The sequence below is a fragment of the Prevotella sp. oral taxon 313 genome (assembly GCF_003043935.1).
GTDB classification, from domain to species: Bacteria; Bacteroidota; Bacteroidia; order Bacteroidales; family Bacteroidaceae; genus Prevotella; species Prevotella jejuni.
The window spans coordinates 141,354-160,104 of sequence record NZ_PYXE01000002.1 but is presented as its reverse complement, the minus strand read 5'-3'; the positions used below and the strand labels follow the sequence as shown (position 1 = coordinate 160,104).

Here is an 18,751-nt window from a genome sequence, read left to right as displayed (position 1 = left end):
CTTTCGTATCGTTACTTCTCGCCGTCTCCAGCATTCGGATCGTCTTCTGGAACCTTCTGGAACAAGTCTTCATTATCTGGGAACTGCTCCAGATAATTCTTTGCAACCTCATCAGTAAGGTTATCATTCGTGAATACCTTACCACCCATAAATGTCGGGCAATTGATAATCGCACCAGCTCTCAATCTGTAATTTGATTTTTCTGCCATCTTTCCGTATTTTTTAATGTAATGATAAATTTCTATAAGCCCATCATGGTAACACTGTTGGCACGAAGTGGGTACAAAAGTCTTTCCTGTTACTTCGTAGTAAAGGTATTCTATCGTAGACTTATCAGAAGATCCGAAAGGGGCATCAAAGCGCCCTTTCAGTTCCTCTATCGTCTTATTTACTTCGGCCAGCTCCATTTATCCAGCTTCTGTTAGTAAACTCTTAAACTGCGTTTCAGTAGTCTTTGAGTCCGTATTAAAGTAGAACAAAGCAGCCTTAGGCGCACTTGTTTCCTGCAAGGTCACAAGCCAGCCACCGTCTGTATCTTCGCTATACTTATCACTCTCTATAGCAGTAGCACGCAAGCCCTGGTAATATCCATATACTTGATACTCTGCCTTGCCACCTTCTCCCTTATGCACATTCTTAGTAATGAGCACGAATGAGCCGTTTGCAAGCCCGTCAATGATGTTCTGAGCAACGTCTGGACCATTATCAAGCACGGCAATAGAAATCTCGTTTGTGAACGTATTTCTGTACGTTCCAGTGGCTAACGAAATCTTTGTGCCTGTGAAAGGTTTGCTACCCTGCTGTACAACAGGATAGCCTTTCTTTCCGCTCTTCAAAATAAGGGTCTTCAACATATTCTTGAAACTCTCATCAAATACACTCTTAGAGAAATCAACATCCGCACGATTACAGATAACTGCATCGGCTTCCAAACCTTTTACGATAGGGTTCTCGCAATTCTGCTCGATACCCTTACTGATAATACTATCGCAAATTCCTGCCATAATTCAATCCTCCATTAATAAGCAGCGTGGAACATGTCATCCTCGAGAATCTGTGTACCGATACGACCAGTAGCATAGATATAGTTTCTGCGCTCCTTCTTATCGAACCAGATATCGAGGTCTGAAATCAAGCCGTCGGCATCAGTACCAACCTGCAACTGATTGATATTAGCATACACAGCACGATAAGGCTTGTTAAGCATGGTGCCTGTATTCTCGTATGCCATGATAAAGCGGTCCCAGATAGATACACGTACCAACGTAACACCATTGTACTTCGCAACATCCACACCGTCGAAAATTTTCTCCCATGGCATGATGTTCTGATAACACTTCTTAATATCATAAGTAAGTGCGTCAGCCAAGCCCTTAGTAAGTAAGATAACAGCACCGCTATCAGCAGAGATACGACTGTCTGCATCCATCAACATATTGTCAAGGATACCAGTCGCAACACCCTTACCGAGGATAGCCTTCTTCTGGTCGACAAACGTTGTCTTGCTGTTAGCTTCAATAGCTGTAAGCTGATTAGATTTAGAAGTACACTGCGTGAAGATACGCTTAAACAGACCATCACACGTGGTGAAGAGTTCCGTCTTTGTGCCAGTGGTAAGAGTACCACCGCCTGCAATATCTTTAGCAGCTGTATCACCGAACCAACCAAAACGCCAAATCATACGCTTCAACTGACGCTCCAGAGCAGGACGAAGGATATATGTCATAAACTCGGTACTTGTCAAATCTCCAACCGGTGTACCAGTCTTCAATGTGTACTCTGCAATAGTACCCTGCAAGCTCTCATAACAGATTTTGATAGGTACTTGCCAGTCTCCGAGTGCCCAACGCTTCTGAGAATTAGCAATGCCAACCTCGTTATAAGTAGGGTCACAACCGCTACCTTTGATACCTACATCATCCATCTCACCGAGGAAAGCTACTGGGTCGCCATTCTTTACCTTCATAAGGTGGGTAAAGCGCTGGAAATCCTCATCTTGGTCAATACTCAATGGGATAACCTCTTTGAGGTCTGTAACATCTTTCGGATTGACCGAAATGTTTTCAAAAAATTTTGTCATCTTCTTTTCTCCTTATTATTTTACTTCTTGTTCTTGTAACTCCCATTTTTACGGGCGTTAATCTCCTTTCTCATAGGTGATTCGTCCTCCTGACCCTCTGCTTTCTTCGAAGCATTCGTGCCCTCTGGCTTTCTTGGCTCTGGTTTATAGCTTGAAGAGATGTTCGCCAGAGCTTTCTCTCCTCCTGCAATTTTTACAGCATTGAGGATACGTAAATCCTCTTGTGTCTTTGCCATAGCCTCTGCCTGCTTACGTGCATTTTCTGAGCTCTCCAGCTTCTCCTGTAACTCCTTCACTTCATTTTCCAACTCAGCGACACGTTTCTCCAGATCCGAGCCTTCTCCTCCTTCATCGCCTCCACTTGAAGATGTCTTAATGTCGGTGATAACGCCATCGTTCACGACGATAGTCTTACCGTCTGGCATCTCAAACGTACCATCAGGACTTGCTTTGTCGCCAATCTGCGGCTCGCCATCCTCTCTCTCTACGGTCAACGTCTGCCCATCACTCGTGGACAAATCCAGACCTTTTGCCAGCTCTTCAATGTTCTTCAAACCCAGCTTCGCCAGCGCACGGTCAAGTAAAGAGGCTTTAACCTCTACTTTCTCATTCTTTTCTGCCATTTTATTCTCTTTTTTGTTGTTAAACACTAACCCTTGCTTCTTGGCTGAAGCTGGGGCGATTATCTCTCCAATTAAACCGAGTTCCATAGCCCTGTCAACTCCGATATACTTATCTTCATCCATCAGTGCCTGCATCTCTTCTTTATTACATTCGCAACGCTCTACATACAAATTGAGCATCTTTTCTTGTGTCTCTTTCAGATCCGAAGCTGCCTTCTCCAATTCTGCTGCCGTAAGAGTATCACCCAGAGCATAAGCTGGCACCCACGGATTGTGCACACATATCTGAGCATTCTTATAGGCTCTTCGTCTTTCCTTTGGTGCTGCCATCAAGATAACTGTAGCCATAGACGCAGCATTACCTTCTACTGTACAGGTAATATCTTTGCCTGTTGCTCTCAATCTGTCGTAAATGCCCCAGCCTTCAACTACTGAACCACCATCACAATGTATTCGTACATCTATAGAATTATCACCTTTTGGAATAGCCTCGCAAAACTCGTCTACATCCTTGAAACATACTCCTTCGGCTTCTCCGAAGTACTTGCAAAAATTCTTCTCATTCTCGGTTTGAATGTCATTGAATATCTTTAGAACTGCCATAATAGATTTTATTTCTGTACAAATTTACTTTATAATTATAAAGATTTCCTTTATTCGTCTTTATCTTTACTCTCATATCGTGCGACAAATAAAAACAGGGTGTTCTATCTTCGCAGACAAAACACCCTTACTAATTAATCTAAACGTATGAAATTATCTTATTTTTTGTGTCATCCTCTTTACAACTCGATACACTGTAGCCTCGCTACACTCATACTGCTGACTTAGATAGTAGACAACATAACCAACTTTATGACCTTCTTTTTTTAGCCTCATATACTCTTTGTACATTTCCAAGTACTTAACATCCTTAGCGTCTACATCGTTACTCATCAGAACGAAGAGCAAACTTTCTGCCGTCTTTAATAATTCATATTGTGTCATAGCTATTTTATTTTATCGTTGCAACTCTTTCTATCGCCTTAACTCTTCCTGCAGTATTGTTTATCTCTTCAACACTTACTACTGGTCTCGGTGCCATTGTCATACCTCTTGCTACAGCTCGTGCCAGAAACTCCTCGCCTATCTGTGCACCGCTTCCAGCGTATGACATTATAGGTACTCCTCCTCCTATCTGGTTAAATGCCGATAGGGCAGGGGCGAACATTCTTGTAGCTGAAGCTGTCATAACACTCTCTCCGTTGGACAGCTGTGCTGGTATGCTATCGCTCGTTTCACTTCCCGGACCAGTCACTAAACCACCAGTAGCGAACTTTGCAGATTTAACCGTTTTAACAGCCGAAGCTACATTTGCAAGGATAGTAGTCACTGTAGTTGCAATAGCAGCTATATTGCTCGGGAAAGGTACGCTTTGAGCCTGCTTAATACCTTGTGCAAGAGCTACACCAGTGTTTATCGCTATCTCCGCTAAAGCAAGAACCTTTGACGCTCTCGCCATTCCTTTACTCTGCTCTCCGAAAGCCTCTGCTACCTGTTGAGTAGCTCCTATCATTCCTGCAATAGCTTCATATTTACCTCTCTCTATTTCAACCTCTTTATCGCTAACAGCTTTCTTCGCCTGCTGATAGTCCTCTTCTAATTGCAGCTTACGAAGATTAAAGGCTTCTATCGTCTCTCCTTCTTTCTGCTGTGCTGCTTCCAGTAAGGCTTGCTTCTCATCCATCTGCAATCGTAACACTCCCAGCTCGTCTGCTCCATTAGAATCGATTTGCGTCTGCAATATCTGAGATTTATATCTGTCTTCTATTGCCTTTGTCTGTTCCTCCAGCAGCTTGTTATGGTAATCCTTGTAAGCCTGCTGTTCTTGCGCATAATACTTCTCATTAATCGATGCGAGTAGCTTATTCTTTTCCTCTTCGCTCATTACCTGTTTATTTGCTGCATCAAGCTCTAATTCGTAGGCTGCCTTAATATTCCTTATCTTTAGCTGATACTCTTCCTTAGAGCCTTTCTCTACAGCTGCCAGCATATTCTGGATATACGTCTGCTCTCTCTTTATAGCCTCATCTTTAACTTGCTGGTCAAATTCTGATAACTTCTTTTGCTTTACTTGCTCCAGCAGTGATATTTGAGCATATAGAGCTTTCTTTGCGTTCAACGTCAAGCCCTTTTCTGTCTTCAATCTACGCTGTACATCCTCTATCTGCCTATCATACTGCACCTCGATAGCTTTTCTCCTCTGTTCGTCCGTTTGTTCTATAAGTTGGCTTAACAAGTCTTCTGCCTTCCTTATAGCCTCGGCTTCCTTCTTCGCCATCTCCTCGGCTGATATCGTCTTTTCCTTCTTCGTTTTCTTCTTCTTATCTTTCTTCTTTTTCTTATCTCCTCCAAGTCCTTTGCCAGTTCTTGGCGTTTCATCAGAACCACTCTTATCACTTCCTTCTTCTACAACATAAGCAGGTATCTCGATATGATGTATTTTACTATTCTTTAAGACGTTATTAATCGTGTCAACTCCATTCTGTGCAAACTCTTTAGCAAAGCTCTTAATATCTCCGAAACCTTCCTTAATACTCTTAACGAAACCACCACCTATCGTGTTAAAGCCTTTCTTAATCTTATCAAACGATAGTGTTACAATACCTTCTACTATCTCGGCAAGTCCTTTCAGTTGCGAGCCTACATTCTTTACTGCATCTATAATCAGATTAAACACCAGCTTTACCGTTGTCCATAACTGCTTAAAGTTACTTACAATAGCTTGTACGCCTGCACGTACTATCATACTCTCGTTATACAGGTCGATAAAGTAGTTAATAACATTGATTACACCCTTCAACAACTTAGTAATGCCTTGTATTGTTAGTATCTTCACATTCGCCAGCATACTACCAAAGCCTTTATCGCTCATATCGAACATAGCGGCTAACGTCTTATTCAGTTCCTCGTTAGCTTCTTTCTGTTCGTTCATCTTCTTGCCATACTCTCCAGTAGTTTTTTTCAGCTTCTCGAGGTCGACATTCATAGTATCTAACTGCTCTATCATCTTCAAGCCAGCATTCGCACCCTGCTTTCCGAAGACATCCTTTAAGACTGCACCCACTTCCTGAGAGTTCTGCGGGAACTCCTTTAACTTCGTGCTTATCATCTTAATTACATCATAGGTCGATTTTGATCCGCTTACCAAATCTGCCTCGACCTTCTTAGAGCTGATACCGATACCTTCCAAAGCCTCAACCGTCTTTGTAGACATCTCACGTATCTTCTTGCTTCCCATCTGGATAAGTGCCATACCACTATCACTAAAGATACCGCTTCTCGTCTGCTGAATAGTAGCTACAAGTTCCTTTCCAGATATACTTGCATCGTGAAAAGCAGGGGCGTACTGCTTAATCTTAGCAAGCATATCGCCGTTAAGGTCTGCGCCTGCTTGGAAACCATCATTAATTATCTTCAACGCCTGCCCAGTATCATAGCCGTATTGAGTTGTAAGCACATCGACAGCCTCCAGAACCTCCTTGTAGTCCTTGCCGTATGTATCTGCCGTTGCTTGTATCTCATCTCTTACCGCTTTCAGATTATCTCCAGTAAGTCCGAGGAACTCTCTCGTTAATCTCGTACTCTCCAGTATGCCCTTATTATAGTCAAAGAACCACTTAAACGCTACACCAGCCCCTGCAATGCCAGCCAGTGCGAGAAATACAGGGTTCGACATAAAGCCCATAAGCGTAGACCCGAAAGCCTTTGCACTTGTTATCGCTCCATCAAATACACCAGATAGCCCCTTCCCATTTGAAGCCATCTGCATAATAGAATTAGCGAAGTTGTTATTAACGCCAAGTGCCGACTTAATGCTCTCCTCATAGTTACCGACGTTCCTATAGAACCTTTGCGTTTCCGCCTCTGCCTCCTTTAATTTATCGGTAATTTCGTTTATATGCTTCTTTAACTCCTGTCCCTTTGCTCCCTTACGTTCAGCCTCCGAAAGGCTGTCATACGCCTTTGTGGCGTTGCTTAACTCTGCACGTAAAGACCTTAAAGAGCCTTCCTGCTCCTTCTCCGTCTTGATGTTATTCTGTACTTCCTTCGATAGCTCCCTGACGGTGCCCTTATAGTCCTTTACCTGCTCACCAATAGCAGTAATGGTTGTGGCATACTCATCATAGGTAATCTTGCCGTTCTTGAAGTCATCTTTTAACTTATTCTCCGTCTCCGATAACTCCTGTAGCTTCTCTTTGTATCTGAGAATGCCATATATAGCGTCCTCGTACTTTACTTTGATATTTAATATCTTCTCTTCTTCTGTACTCATAGCTTTATCTTTTACTCAAACACTAATTGTAACATCGTAACCTCCGCAATACCATTGCTTGAAGACCGTATTTCTGTTACCGCAAAGTAAGCACCGTACTGCGCAAGATACACTGGTATAGTTTCGTCGAAATTAAGCAGCTCTATATCTCGCATTAATATCTTCTCCTTAATTACCTTTGGCTGCTGTAGGGTACGTGCTACATCCTTATACTTATCATCCAGAATATCCTGCATGTTGATATCGAAGTAAGCTGCCGCTAATCCTTCTCCATCCGCACGCAGCCTTAATATTCTGTCCTTACATGCCGCATAAGAAGGCTCTTTTGTTTTTTCTATCTCGTCCTTTTTCCCTTCTCCTCGCTTATCTCCAAACGCAGAACCATCCTTTGTGCTTTTATCGAATTCTACCTTGTACATAGGCACTGAATTTCCATCAGTAGCAGCAAACGGGAATTCGTACATTACTTTCTCGACATCAAGGGTTTCGTTGTTTATTTTCAGATCGCCATCATAATGACCTTTTACCGTGTCATCAGCTTTCCACTTATAGCGGTTATGCTGCCCATAGTTCTCAACCTTATAATTGAGTTCAGAAGGCTTATTCTCGCTTGTAGGTGCAATAATCTTATTCGTCCAGTCTATTGCCTCATCTCTACGCTTCCATATCTTAGATAGCGGTGCAAGCCTAACGATACCATCTTCTGTTATCTGTAACGGGAAAGAGCCTGTAATAGCTGTTAGGAACTTCACAAAGTCGATAACCTTTATCTTTGGTAGGTTATAAGCAATGGGAAAGAAACCACCGTCTGGGACGTTCTCTCCCTTAGATATCGTAGCCTTGATAGTTCCTTCTAACACCTTCATGTTAGGAAAATTTGTAGCATCCACCCAGTCAAACGTAATGGTACTTCCTTTCACTACTTCTATCTTTCCATAACCAGCATTGTTAAATCGACATTCACCCCTATACCCCTTTGGAACTACAACAGAAAAGACATCTCGCTTCTCTCCTATATCGTAGACCTCCTGCTGCTCTCCTTTCGTTATCGTCATTCTTAACATGCATCCGCTTCTGAAATTGTACCTATCATTCTCTCCGCCTCCCCAGTGGTTAGCAGTCCCGACAGGCTTTATCCTTCCTCCAAGCTCGAAAGACCATTCAGCAGATATATCGAATATCAATGTAGCATCAGTTGTAACGGTAATAGCAGTTACTCTGCTTCCGCTTTGCTCTCCAATTACACTACTCGTTCCAGTTACATTCAATGTCATCCGCCCCTGCTGCCTGCTCATAGGGTCAAAAGTACCACTAAAAGCCCCTTCAGATGTTAACTCGTTTGCCTTACGATTGATGAGAGGTAACACAAGGGTATTAATATATTCCTGCGCCTCTTCATGGAAACGAAAATCTACTCCCGTCTGTGACTTGATGAGTGAAAGCACAAAAGGAACACGTACAACAGGGTGAAGGAGTGGCAAACCTTTCCTATTAGGGTCTCTTTGACCACCAAATGACATCCTATATTCAAACCATGTCTTTTTATTTCCGTCTCGTCTACCTCCTGGCGAAACCATGGATAAACCAGTCCGCCACGTTAAATCTTCCTCTTCCTCATATCTCCATACATTATAACCTGCATAGAAGTATGGCTTTTCCTTCACATCCTCGAACTTCTCTACTTCATTTGCTAAGTTATATAATATCTTATCATTACTCTTCAAGTCATTGAGTGTCGTCCCTTTACTTATTAGGCTACTAAATTGTGAGAATAGCCCCCAGACGATACACACCTCTATAGCCGTATCAGTAACCTGTAGTATCGTTAACCTTCCGTTCTTGATTATCTCTACACCATTACGAAAATAACGTGCTGTGTGCATTAAGTACGGATAGTTATTCCTTGCCTGAACAAGATCCGAATGCTTTAATATCGTTTGGTTTCTTACCGTCTTTGGTAACTTTACCGTATAAGTGCTATTAGATACTATCTGCGAAACATCACGAAACAGATTACTCTTAATATCCATCGTGATTTTCGTAGTGTCATCAATATCCACTAACTCGCCATCTATATATAATCTTTCGTCATTCATAGCTTATAACTTTTGAATAGTTACGTCTGGCATCATTATACTACATATAAAGTCCTGTAGAACTGCTTTCGCTTTCGTATAAGAGCCTGAAACAATAGTTACAGGCATCCACTTCGGCTCGTCATTCTTGTAGCCTACGAACAAATCTACGCACGGACTTGTAGCAATGTCGAAAAGCATATCCCACGTATCACTATCTACCAATGGGGCGCACACTGGTATCGTGTCTTCTCTGCTCATTCTCTGCTGCCTACCCGTATAACCTTGATATCCGTAATTCATATCATAAGATAGAAGGTTGTTGCGCATAAATGCGCCATCACTCGTCACCTTCCGAGCCTCATCCCCTGGCTTAAAGAGATAGTAGCAGTAGAACCCATGCCTATTTATCCAACGCAGATAATATCCCTCGTCGTAATCATCAATTATATCTATACGTATCTTCTCTGTCTTCGTGCCTACATTACTATACCTAAATGTCATATCAAAGGTGTTATCAAACGTCACCTCGGCAAAAGCTCCAGTACAATCGCTTAGTAGGTAGAACCTCTTAGCGTCTTCTGTATTCTTTAGCGGGATATTCCATACTCCCTGCTCTGGCAGGTTAACGAACTTATCTGCTACACCATCCTTACTGAACATGATAGAGCCACCACCAGCAGCATATACACCAACCGTAAAAGGAAAGCCACGGAACCAAGTAAGGGTACGATAGCTATTATACACCTCTTGACCTCCTATCTTCAACGCTCCCCAGATATAGAATACTTCAAACGTATATTCTACCGTTGTACTTGCCTCATCACTCTTCGTAGCCGTCACTGAGAAAGAAACCCTTTTACCCATAGCCGTCTGCCTTTCTTGATTATAGTCGACATCACTAAATGCTAAAGTATCAAAGAAGGTTTGCACGTACTCCCTTACATCGGCGTAACATCTTCCTTTCATCGCCTCCATCCAGATAGTCTCCTTCTTTTCTCCTGCACGTATATCTATAGTCATCTTTACCAGCTCATCTCCAGACGCTACGAGCAAGCAAGGGTTAAACGCAAAACCTATCTCATCGGGGTACGACAACGTAACCCCATTATTTGTTATCTCTCTCATACATCAACATTGTTTAGCTTAATACTTTCCACTTCTAATTTGAGCAGCTCTACAATACGGCTTTGTATTCTTTCTATTGCTGCCGGTATAACGTTCGAGTATATATCATCTCTTCCGCCCTTACGAAACAGCCTTGTACCTTCTCTTTTTATCTTCCTCGCTATCAGAAAGGAAAGCGAAAGATTACCCCTTTCTTGCGGCGTGTATTTATGTGGTCTATCCGTCTTATATGGTATCGGCGTTGCACTTATACCTTTATCCGTCATCCACTCTCTGATGATACTCTGAAAGCCCTGAGGAACTTTGCCCGGCTTTCTACCAGTTTCCAATGTACCAAAGGGCAAACGACCATATAATGTGCCTTCCTCCTCTGTGACTTCTATACGTAGACTTGCTGCCGTCCTTCCACTGGCTTTCTGTCCAGCCCCTACATGCTGAGCTATGATTTTCGCCTTCAGTGCTTCCAGCTCCTCCGTCAGCACAACACTAACTGCACCCTTTATCATAAGCAAACCCCCTGTAACTCTTTCAATGTCAACTCAACACACACACCAGTAAAGTATGCGCTGGCACTCTCCAGTATCGTAGTATACTTAACACTCCCATCTATAGGTTCGAAGTAACGGCTTTTATTCATAGCCGTTATAAAGCTCGCTGCACTCTCCTTCATAGCGCTATACACCTTCTCATTGTCTTCTCCGTTTGCATCACGTGTAACCTTATCAACGAAAGCGAGCATACAATCTTCTCTATCCTTTACCGTTCCACGGTTAAACAGCAGATGACCACCTACAGGCAACACACACACTATAGCAGGCAGGGAAACTCTATCTATCTGCTCTGCTGCTCCGTTCCAGTCTTCAAATACATAGCTAAAGTTCGGGAACTTCTCTTTCGCTATATCTCGTATCTTACTTTCTATGCTCATCTTCGTATACCTTTTGTAGTTTCTTTCTGTAATCGTTTGTTCTCTTATCCATGTCAAGGCACTTATATACACGCCCCCATGGCACCTTTGTCACTTCCTCATGATCCGTTATACCCATTCTGAGTGCATACCAGTCTATCAGACCGAAGATACCAAAATTTAACTGGTTAATACCTGCCCTTATCTCCTCGTCACTTGGTTGGCTCTTTGCTTTATCGAATAGCTCGTTAATCGTCTTTACCTTACCAAGTACCCAGCCAACGAAACGAACGACCTCTACGGCAAAACAATCATCTACTTTCTTCGCCTCCATTCCTAACAGCACTTTGCACACTCTATAGAAGAGTTCCGCACCTGTCTTGCAGTCACTCATCTGTACCATCTGCCCTAACGTCATATCATCAAGGCTTGAAGGCGTGCGCACATTACCTACCTTCATCGGTCGTGTACACTTCTCCAGCTCCAGCCCTTCAATATCCTTGCTGAATGAAGCTATTATCATCCAGTGTTTGAATTTCTTTCCCTCTCTCATTCTTAATCAAGATTTATAACGTGCGCCTTCGGTCCTCCAACTCTTCTGACATTAAGCCTCATCAAGCCAAAGTACCTCGTTGCGTCGATAGCGTGGTTAAACTTATCAACAGGGGTATTCGTTTTCTTACCGTCTCTGTCCTTTTTCCATTTGTAGCTTTGTAGTTCCTCAATCAAGCCAGATGAACGCCGTGTAACGTTCCATTTGTAGCGATGGAGTATGTCAATACCTACTGTTATGCTATCTCCTCCTTTCACCGTCGGGACAACCCACAACCCAGCGTTACGAAGCTCGACTATACTCTTAGGCTCTGCACTATCTGCGATTATCTGATCTGCCTTCGTTAACCCTGCTTCCTTTGCCTTCTCTGCTATCATAGGGTTCGTTAACCCAGTTTCGTAAATTACTCCATCCGTCCACAACTCACCGTGCGCAATAACACAATGTACCAAAGCCGTTGGATCGTTAGTGAAACCAAAGTCCAACCCATAACCCTGCATCTTCCAACTCTCACGCTCTGGCAGCCTGTCAACGATACGAAAGTTAGGAAAGATAACCCCTGATAGCTTACCTGTCAAGCCACGTGCATATACCTTCCATAGCTCTTTATCTTCTATACTCTCGATGCGCTCGTGCTCCTCCTTCGTTAAGAATGGGTTTCCTCTGTGGTCTGAGATAATCATCTTCACGCCTTCACGTCCTTTCACTTCATTATGCGCCCAGAACCTCTCCGAAGGGTTATAGTCTATCCATATCTTCTTACGTGTACGAATAGCCAACTGCCAGTATATCTCATAGCCTATACCATTCGCCTCGTTAACGAATAGATAGTCACGCTTACCGTTCTTTGCGTCTTGCTCGTCCTTGTAACTCTTAAATTCAATTACAGAACCATTCCTACACTGCAAGTAATGTCCGCTCTCGTGCATATCAAAGTAACCAGCCAGCCAGTCCGAACCAGCTAATATTGTCTTTGCATCACGAAGTGCACCTACCTTCAAGTTCGGCAAATCTTGACCTACTACCGTCGTTATACTACCAGCCTCCAGCAATGCAACATAAAGAAGTACCTGCATAATCGTGTATGTCTTTCCAGAAGACGTGCCCCCCTGGTTAATATACACTCTTGCAGTCTTTTCTGTGTTCGCTCGAAACAACGGTCCTATAACCTTAAACGGCATTATCATACATCGACCTCGCTTTCATCGCTAACAGGCTCTACACCTGTATCGATAAACCCTATCTGTATCTTATTATCGACATCAGCCTTAACATCGATATAGTTTTGATTAATAGCCCTTCTTTCCTCTTCTGTGCATATCATTCTATATAGACTTAACAACTCGGCAGCCTTACCACTTATGCGCAGCTTCAAACGAATGTAACGCTTAACCTTTACCCTGTTAGTATTTATCAGCGCCAACAATTCGTTATACTTGTCAGAACCTTTCGGCCACCAACTATAAAATGTAGGTTTCGATATAGGAAGTTCAGCTACCACATCGTCGAGAAACAATATATTATCATCCCCTTCTATAACGTTCTTAGCCTGCTCGTATATCTTTTTCTTATCCTTCTCCTTGTACATCTTTTTAGTCGTAAAATTCGTTAAACAATCCCTTTATCTCTCTTCGGCTCATTTGTAAATGGATAATCCTCTGGATAGGTGTCCCAAGCTATATTATTACGCTCTCCCTTCATTAGTTTTGGAGCGAGATACTTATAATCAATCCTGTGGTGTATTCTGTTTCCATTCATTACCTGTCTTTCTGCTCTTATGGCAGATGGGTATTGAATAGGCGTAACCATAGCCTTGTTATATAGATTGCATTCGTTATATAGATCCGTTAAACCTCCTTTAGCTGTGGCGGATATAGTCTGCTGTAAGGTTATACCATCAGCCAACGAGCCAGTAAACAAGCCTTCATTAAGCACTCCAGCGAATTGCGAGGTGTCATTGTCTTGCACGCCTCTTTCTCCACGATAGATAAACCTTGTATCATAAAACGTTACGTTCATAACTTTCCGCCTCATCATCGCCAGGTACATACCTCCGTAGAAGTCTCCTGTTTGCGACACCCCAAACAGACCTATTCTATACCGCCTCATCATCGCTGCCACCATATCAAACGTTTTCTTTACCGTCTCGCCAGAGGCATTATGCACCCATACACCCTTTACTCGAAACTGAAAGTCTTTGGTGTCATCATCCATTACAACATACTGCTCGATACCTTTTTTCTTCGCGTAGTCCTGAAACATATTACGAGCCTGTCCAGCACTTCGTCTGGAAACGCTCGCTCGATGTACATAGTCGAACCTCTTTCGTGCCTCTGTCATATCAAAGACCACCAAATGAAAGCCGTACTGCTTCGCTACCGCCTTATACCTCTCTCTATCGTCTGCCTCATCATCTACAAAAACGTAAACATGCTGCATATCGTAGTCTATCTTTTCCAGATACCTAACTGTTTTCAGATTATCCGCTCTGTGATATGACGGTATAAATACATCAATCATCCTTCGCCCTCCATTTCATTTGTAATCTCCGCATTGAGTATTCGTAGCATTTCGTCCTCGATAAAGCCCTGTTCGCCATTATCGACCAGAACCAACCGCAAACGCTCTATAGCCTTCTTCTCTTCCTCCGTGGCGTTGAACGCATAGTAATTAGCCACACTTTCAAAATCTATCTTAATGAAACGATAAGCAAAGAATTTCAAAACCTCCCTTTGTTTATCTGTCAAGTCGTATTCTTTCAGAGCCTGCAACTTCGCATTGAACTTATCCAAGTTCACACACTCCTCCAGCTTTAACGTAGGCTTTTCTTTTGGCTCATAGTAACATGAGTTATATTGCAGTTTACTTAACTCTTCCGTCTTACTCTTCAAAGGCTCCTTGACATTATAGACCTCTAACACCTCTTTGTCGAGTTCTTCTTTCATCTTCACATAGTCGAGGTCTATATTCTCTTGTGCTGTTTTATTGTCAGCCAAAGCCATCTCTCGCCCCTTCTCTGAATTCAGCGACAAATCCGTGCGCTTTACAGCAATAACCTTTGTTCCGTCCGTCTCAACGATAACAACGTCATTTATGCCCAGTTCCTTTGCCGTTTCCTGCGTCTTGTTACCAGCAATTATATTGTTATCCTTATCCAGAAGGATTGACCGACCAAGCCCCAAAGTCTCGATACTGTGCTTCATCATTATAGCACCTCTCTTCGTGCCTTTATTGAAGTTTTTATCATCCTGCTTTAAGGAATCGATATTGGTTTCTGTTATCTTTTCAGCCATATATTAAAATCTTTATAAATATAAAGTAAATTACGTTACAAAGATAATGAAAATCTTTATAAATATCAAGTAATTACAGATAAAAAGAAAGTTCTCTTTATCCGCATAGCTCTCTTTGCAAACTATCACGCAAAAATGGGGGTGCAACATCACTGCTACACCCCCACCAGAAAGCAACAAGGAATTTAATTATTTTTTTTCTGCCTCTCTAAAGCAGAAATCTGCCCATAGTTCCTTAAAATAAACGCCTGCGTGTTTCGCTTTTTCTTCGCTCTCGAAGGCAAGACGGGCACCAACGAGCGTACCCGAATACGTAGAAGCGACACACGCATACGCACAAACGAGACCCCCAAACGCAGACGCATTGTAACAAGCACGCAACACACACCGCTGCTTTTTCTCTTCGGTAAAACGGCTATATTCTTCTTCTGTGAAGAGATAGTACCATGGATAATACCTCCATTCGTTTTCTGTGAACTTCGGTTCCCATCCTTCATTGATAGCTGCTGTTATAATTCTTAGCTTAATATAGGCTAACGTATCCGCACCAAGCAGTCCTATAAAAGCATTCTCTACACCATCGCTTGCCATACTTAGCGCATCGTAATAACCCTCAACAAGTGCATTGTTACAACCACCCAAAGCTGTACATGCATCATCGAAAGTCTTTATATCTTTCCATGACGTTTCTTGCTCCTTTAGCGTAAAGTCAAATATAGACCTCTTCATCTCTGGGGCTTCTTCAACATTAGCAAGAACCGCCTTTTGAGCATCTTCTTTTGTCTCATACATTCCAAATCTCTTGCCATCACAAGCATACTCAACTACATACATTGTTTTCATACGTTTTTTTGTTTTATAAGTTAAAATAATAATGGTTGTTTATATCTTAGAACTCTATTCGTTGCCAACTTATAGAACTCTTTTTTTATTTCAAAGCCATAACCTCGTCTTCCAGTATTAGCTGCTGCCAATAGAGTAGAACCAGAACCAGCACACGGATCGATAACTACATCCCCCTTATCTGTGAATATCTCTATAAGCCTCTCAAGCAGTGGTACTGGCTTCTGTGTCGGATGTACCTTTGGCGTTGTGGAATCTTGTACCCAGTCAAAGCAGTTAAATATCATCTGCCCTTCATTCCTGAATTTCGGCAACTTATCACGATATAGTATCAAACCATATTCGCAGTTGCCAACGACCTTCATATTAGCTTTCAGAACCTGCGCTGAGAACTTCTTACGAAAGACCAGATTAATATAGTTATTAAAACCGTACTTCTTTCCAAGCTCTATGTACTTAAACTGCTGTTCGAACTCGCAAAACAACAGCATACAAGGTGCTTGGTTTCTCTCTTTAGGCTCTTTCCGTAACATCTGTGAACAGAAGTGCATAAACTCTGCAGGGCGAAAGTCCTTATCAGTATCGAAAAACTCCTTACCTGCAAGTGCGCTTTCTCCGTTCTTGTTGTCTCCTCCTTCATACCAAGCAGGGTTGCTCGCATAGGCATTTTTACCCAGATTATAAGGTGGGTCTGCAATAATCATCTGTGCTTTTGGCAAGCCGTATACCTTGAAGTTCTGGAAATGGTCGTTAAATAATTCTATATTTTTCATCTTATTTTATGCTATTTTGCCGTACAAGCCGTTTTTCTTAGTAAAGGCATATACTTTATAACCATGTTAACGATAGCGTCGTGTTGAGCCGTTCTGCCATTACAGACCGCTCTCGACTGTATAACCTTCCATGATTTGGTATTTACCTCGATAGTCTCTAATCTCTTTCCTTTCTTGTCTTTTGCAGACAATATAAGGCTGTCCGGATGTCTCTCTTCGTCATAGTAACCCATAGCAAATACGCAATGGTGCATCGCCTTACCTTCTTCCGCAAACTCCCTTACGCTATGTAAAGGCTCTATCCTTATATCCTTATCTCCGAAAGATAGTCCAGCAAAGTTTTTCATCCTCTCCTTGTATAGCTTATCTTGCTTTTCAATTTCCTTTGCTTTACGTTCCATCTCTTTCTCTGCCTCTATCTTATTCTTTTTCTCCAGCAGCTTATCATGTGCTGCCTTTAAGTCGACAGGGCAAACGTACTTCGCATTATGTGTATCAAGATTAAAGTATCGTAGTAACTCCAAATAGTCCATATAAAGGCTGCCATCCTCTACGATATACTTGTTTCTCTCACAGATACGCACAGCGTGTTGCCACTGAGTGCGGTCTTTTAACCGACCTCCAGCGTGCTGCCAAAAACCTAATATGCCATACTGTCTCTGCTTTACCAGTTCCTCGACAAAGGCATCATCCATTCTGATTAACGACTTCATTAAAGGGATAATATCTATCTCTTTCTCTTTCAGTATATCCATCGTCCAGCCATTTCTCTTCAGTAGCTTTGTTACCGAACCACGAGCATACATATAGTTACCAGTTATATCGAACATGTCTTCATAAGCGATATAACTAACACTTGCGTTATGTCGCTTTATGCTCATCTCGCTGTTATAATCCCAGCTAAAATGAAACATACTTCTCGAATAGTCCAGACCGATTATAGTCTCCTTTCCCGTTTCTCCTATCCAGTTCTGCCATAACTCCACACAATCATACATCGTACTACTATTTCTGTAGTTGCACCTTCTTACATTAAATGTCCTTATCACTTGATAACCCTTATATGCCTGAAATAGAGTAAAGTATCTTGAAGTATTGCCCTTGGTCTTGGTTGGCCTGTAATAAACTAACTTTAGTTTCTTTCCACACTCTGGACACTCGTAGCCGTTCTCGCAGCCAAGAGCGACCCCTAATAACGAGCTTGATAGTCTCGAACTGTGTCCACAGCACTGACACCACACCCAGCCGTTTTTCTTATACAAACCTATATCTTCGAAACAATGTTCATAAGCATATCTCTTTGCTGCTTCGCTGATAGGCTTAAGTTGCTTAGAGAGCTGTAGTACGTGCTTCTGCTCCTTCGTCCTTGGTTTCATAGTCTCTTTCGTTTGGTTCGTAATTATCATTGCAGTGCAATAGATTTAATCCACACTCTATCGTCGGACCTGTATCAACCGAATGTGTACAGGTCTCGCACAACCCCCAGTATTTATCTTCCATCAGTATTGCCCTCCGAATAAATCTCCCATTATCGCTGCTTCTTTCTCTTGCTTCTCCTTTGCAGCTTGTAGCCTCTTCTCTTTGGCTTTCCTTTCTCGCTCTCTCTGTTCTTCTTCCAACTTACGCTCGAAGTTCTTCTGTGCCTTCTTCATAGCTTCCTGCTTCTGCTCCTCTGTCAAGTCCACATGAGTATCTACAACGACACGAGATACACTATTAGCCTTGCTTCCTGGGTCTTTCAGTTCAGCCTCATCGATAAAGTGCTTTGCCATTCCGTAAATCTCTTCATCAGTCCAGCCGCTTTGTCTCGTCTTACTAACTTCCGAAAGGATATAGTTACAAACAGCCTCGGGTGTCTTCTCTGGCTGCTCCTGCATCCTCTTGGCAAATTCTTGATCCGCATCGGCTTCCTTTTTCAAGTACTCCTCGATACGCTTGATAAATAAATTCGTTGCTTTCATATTCCTTATTGTTTTGTTACGTATTTCAATGTATCCTCGTCTTTCCGTTTCTCTAAGCGTCTCCCAGTCCGTACCTTCTACAAGTACCTGCCATTCGGCATTTACCGTCATACACTTCGGAAACTTAAAACGTTCTTGTATCTTTCTAATAGTAGCTATGTCTCTTATCTTATAATAGACTACGATAAAGTACATCATCA

At 42.4% G+C, this 18,751-nt stretch carries 20 protein-coding genes; all 20 read right to left on the bottom strand.

From position 1 onward, the window contains the following. Positions 1–11 precede the first annotated feature (11 nt). Positions 12–407 carry a hypothetical protein gene (locus tag AXF23_RS14870; protein ID WP_107626021.1) on the bottom strand — a complete coding sequence of 132 codons (396 nt, stop codon included), beginning with the start codon at positions 405–407 and terminating at the stop codon, positions 12–14. Beyond that, positions 408–1,004, bottom strand: a complete 597-nt coding sequence (locus tag AXF23_RS14865) for a hypothetical protein (RefSeq protein ID WP_107626020.1) — start codon at positions 1,002–1,004, stop codon at positions 408–410. A 14-nt stretch (positions 1,005–1,018) separates the two neighbouring features. After that, positions 1,019–2,080, bottom strand: coding sequence for a hypothetical protein (locus AXF23_RS14860; RefSeq protein WP_107626019.1), 1,062 nt, complete (start codon positions 2,078–2,080; stop codon positions 1,019–1,021). 20 nt (positions 2,081–2,100) lie between these two features. Next, positions 2,101–3,306, bottom strand: coding sequence for a Clp protease ClpP (locus AXF23_RS14855; protein ID WP_107626018.1), 1,206 nt, complete (start codon positions 3,304–3,306; stop codon positions 2,101–2,103). A 153-nt stretch (positions 3,307–3,459) separates the two neighbouring features. After that, entirely contained in the window at positions 3,460–3,690 is a 231-nt protein-coding gene (locus AXF23_RS14850; protein WP_107626017.1) for a hypothetical protein, read from the bottom strand. A gap of 7 nt (positions 3,691–3,697) precedes the next feature. Beyond that, positions 3,698–7,018, bottom strand: coding sequence for a phage tail tape measure protein (locus AXF23_RS14845; protein ID WP_107626016.1), 3,321 nt, complete (start codon positions 7,016–7,018; stop codon positions 3,698–3,700). Between the two features lie 11 nt (positions 7,019–7,029). Beyond that, the gene (locus tag AXF23_RS14840) at positions 7,030–9,114 is read right to left on the bottom strand and encodes a hypothetical protein (RefSeq protein ID WP_107626015.1); all 2,085 of its coding nucleotides are present in this window, start codon (positions 9,112–9,114) and stop codon (positions 7,030–7,032) included. Between the two features lie 3 nt (positions 9,115–9,117). Beyond that, positions 9,118–10,221, bottom strand: a complete 1,104-nt coding sequence (locus AXF23_RS14835; RefSeq protein ID WP_107626014.1) for a hypothetical protein — start codon at positions 10,219–10,221, stop codon at positions 9,118–9,120. Then, positions 10,218–10,727 carry a hypothetical protein gene (locus AXF23_RS14830; RefSeq protein WP_107626013.1) on the bottom strand — a complete coding sequence of 170 codons (510 nt, stop codon included), beginning with the start codon at positions 10,725–10,727 and terminating at the stop codon, positions 10,218–10,220. Before AXF23_RS14830 ends, AXF23_RS14835 begins: the two co-directional genes overlap by 4 nt. Further along, a complete protein-coding gene (locus tag AXF23_RS14825) occupies positions 10,724–11,149 on the bottom strand; it encodes a hypothetical protein (RefSeq protein ID WP_107626012.1) in 426 nt (141 codons plus the stop codon). The genes AXF23_RS14830 and AXF23_RS14825 overlap by 4 nt, the downstream gene beginning before the upstream one ends. Further along, positions 11,133–11,681, bottom strand: coding sequence for a hypothetical protein (locus AXF23_RS14820; protein ID WP_146156759.1), 549 nt, complete (start codon positions 11,679–11,681; stop codon positions 11,133–11,135). Before AXF23_RS14820 ends, AXF23_RS14825 begins: the two co-directional genes overlap by 17 nt. A 2-nt stretch (positions 11,682–11,683) precedes the next feature. Further along, entirely contained in the window at positions 11,684–12,862 is a 1,179-nt protein-coding gene (locus tag AXF23_RS14815) for a PBSX family phage terminase large subunit (protein ID WP_255413689.1), read from the bottom strand. A gap of 2 nt (positions 12,863–12,864) precedes the next feature. Beyond that, positions 12,865–13,269, bottom strand: coding sequence for a hypothetical protein (locus AXF23_RS14810; protein ID WP_107626009.1), 405 nt, complete (start codon positions 13,267–13,269; stop codon positions 12,865–12,867). Positions 13,270–13,289: 20 nt separating this feature from the next. After that, the gene (locus tag AXF23_RS14805; protein WP_107626008.1) at positions 13,290–14,201 is read right to left on the bottom strand and encodes a GREB1-related protein; all 912 of its coding nucleotides are present in this window, start codon (positions 14,199–14,201) and stop codon (positions 13,290–13,292) included. After that, a complete protein-coding gene (locus tag AXF23_RS14800) occupies positions 14,198–14,974 on the bottom strand; it encodes a ParB N-terminal domain-containing protein (RefSeq protein WP_107626007.1) in 777 nt (258 codons plus the stop codon). The genes AXF23_RS14805 and AXF23_RS14800 overlap by 4 nt, the downstream gene beginning before the upstream one ends. Before the next feature lie 189 nt (positions 14,975–15,163). Then, a complete protein-coding gene (locus tag AXF23_RS14795; RefSeq protein WP_146156758.1) occupies positions 15,164–15,817 on the bottom strand; it encodes a toprim domain-containing protein in 654 nt (217 codons plus the stop codon). A gap of 20 nt (positions 15,818–15,837) precedes the next feature. Continuing rightward, positions 15,838–16,590, bottom strand: a complete 753-nt coding sequence (locus tag AXF23_RS14790) for a DNA-methyltransferase (protein WP_107626005.1) — start codon at positions 16,588–16,590, stop codon at positions 15,838–15,840. A gap of 11 nt (positions 16,591–16,601) precedes the next feature. Next, on the bottom strand, positions 16,602–17,966 hold the full coding sequence (locus AXF23_RS14785; protein ID WP_158267705.1) for a PcfJ domain-containing protein: 1,365 nt from the start codon (positions 17,964–17,966) through the stop codon (positions 16,602–16,604). Continuing rightward, positions 17,920–18,090 carry a hypothetical protein gene (locus AXF23_RS16030; protein ID WP_158267704.1) on the bottom strand — a complete coding sequence of 57 codons (171 nt, stop codon included), beginning with the start codon at positions 18,088–18,090 and terminating at the stop codon, positions 17,920–17,922. Before AXF23_RS16030 ends, AXF23_RS14785 begins: the two co-directional genes overlap by 47 nt. After that, on the bottom strand, positions 18,090–18,749 hold the full coding sequence (locus AXF23_RS16025; RefSeq protein ID WP_158267703.1) for a Cas9 inhibitor AcrIIA9 family protein: 660 nt from the start codon (positions 18,747–18,749) through the stop codon (positions 18,090–18,092). Before AXF23_RS16025 ends, AXF23_RS16030 begins: the two co-directional genes overlap by 1 nt. Between the last annotated feature and the right edge of the window lie 2 nt (positions 18,750–18,751).

Bases quoted from the DNA above. Each gene is read 5' to 3' on its own strand.
- AXF23_RS14860 (WP_107626019.1), bottom strand. From the start codon at position 2,080: ATGACAAAATTTTTTGAAAACATTTCGGTCAATCCGAAAGATGTTACA.
- AXF23_RS16030 (WP_158267704.1), bottom strand. From the start codon at position 18,090: ATGGAAGATAAATACTGGGGGTTGTGCGAGACCTGTACACATTCGGTT.
- AXF23_RS14805 (WP_107626008.1), bottom strand. From the start codon at position 14,201: ATGATTGATGTATTTATACCGTCATATCACAGAGCGGATAATCTGAAA.
- AXF23_RS14840 (WP_107626015.1), bottom strand. From the start codon at position 9,114: ATGAATGACGAAAGATTATATATAGATGGCGAGTTAGTGGATATTGAT.
- AXF23_RS14835 (WP_107626014.1), bottom strand. From the start codon at position 10,221: ATGAGAGAGATAACAAATAATGGGGTTACGTTGTCGTACCCCGATGAG.
- AXF23_RS14810 (WP_107626009.1), bottom strand. From the start codon at position 13,269: ATGTACAAGGAGAAGGATAAGAAAAAGATATACGAGCAGGCTAAGAAC.
- AXF23_RS14845 (WP_107626016.1), bottom strand. From the start codon at position 7,018: ATGAGTACAGAAGAAGAGAAGATATTAAATATCAAAGTAAAGTACGAG.
- AXF23_RS14850 (WP_107626017.1), bottom strand. From the start codon at position 3,690: ATGACACAATATGAATTATTAAAGACGGCAGAAAGTTTGCTCTTCGTT.
- AXF23_RS14820 (WP_146156759.1), bottom strand. From the start codon at position 11,681: ATGAGAGAGGGAAAGAAATTCAAACACTGGATGATAATAGCTTCATTC.
- AXF23_RS14795 (WP_146156758.1), bottom strand. From the start codon at position 15,817: ATGAAAACAATGTATGTAGTTGAGTATGCTTGTGATGGCAAGAGATTT.
- AXF23_RS14870 (WP_107626021.1), bottom strand. From the start codon at position 407: ATGGAGCTGGCCGAAGTAAATAAGACGATAGAGGAACTGAAAGGGCGC.
- AXF23_RS14815 (WP_255413689.1), bottom strand. From the start codon at position 12,862: ATGCCGTTTAAGGTTATAGGACCGTTGTTTCGAGCGAACACAGAAAAG.
- AXF23_RS14855 (WP_107626018.1), bottom strand. From the start codon at position 3,306: ATGGCAGTTCTAAAGATATTCAATGACATTCAAACCGAGAATGAGAAG.
- AXF23_RS14800 (WP_107626007.1), bottom strand. From the start codon at position 14,974: ATGGCTGAAAAGATAACAGAAACCAATATCGATTCCTTAAAGCAGGAT.
- AXF23_RS14865 (WP_107626020.1), bottom strand. From the start codon at position 1,004: ATGGCAGGAATTTGCGATAGTATTATCAGTAAGGGTATCGAGCAGAAT.
- AXF23_RS14790 (WP_107626005.1), bottom strand. From the start codon at position 16,590: ATGAAAAATATAGAATTATTTAACGACCATTTCCAGAACTTCAAGGTA.
- AXF23_RS16025 (WP_158267703.1), bottom strand. From the start codon at position 18,749: ATGATGTACTTTATCGTAGTCTATTATAAGATAAGAGACATAGCTACT.
- AXF23_RS14785 (WP_158267705.1), bottom strand. From the start codon at position 17,966: ATGAAACCAAGGACGAAGGAGCAGAAGCACGTACTACAGCTCTCTAAG.
- AXF23_RS14830 (WP_107626013.1), bottom strand. From the start codon at position 10,727: ATGATAAAGGGTGCAGTTAGTGTTGTGCTGACGGAGGAGCTGGAAGCA.
- AXF23_RS14825 (WP_107626012.1), bottom strand. From the start codon at position 11,149: ATGAGCATAGAAAGTAAGATACGAGATATAGCGAAAGAGAAGTTCCCG.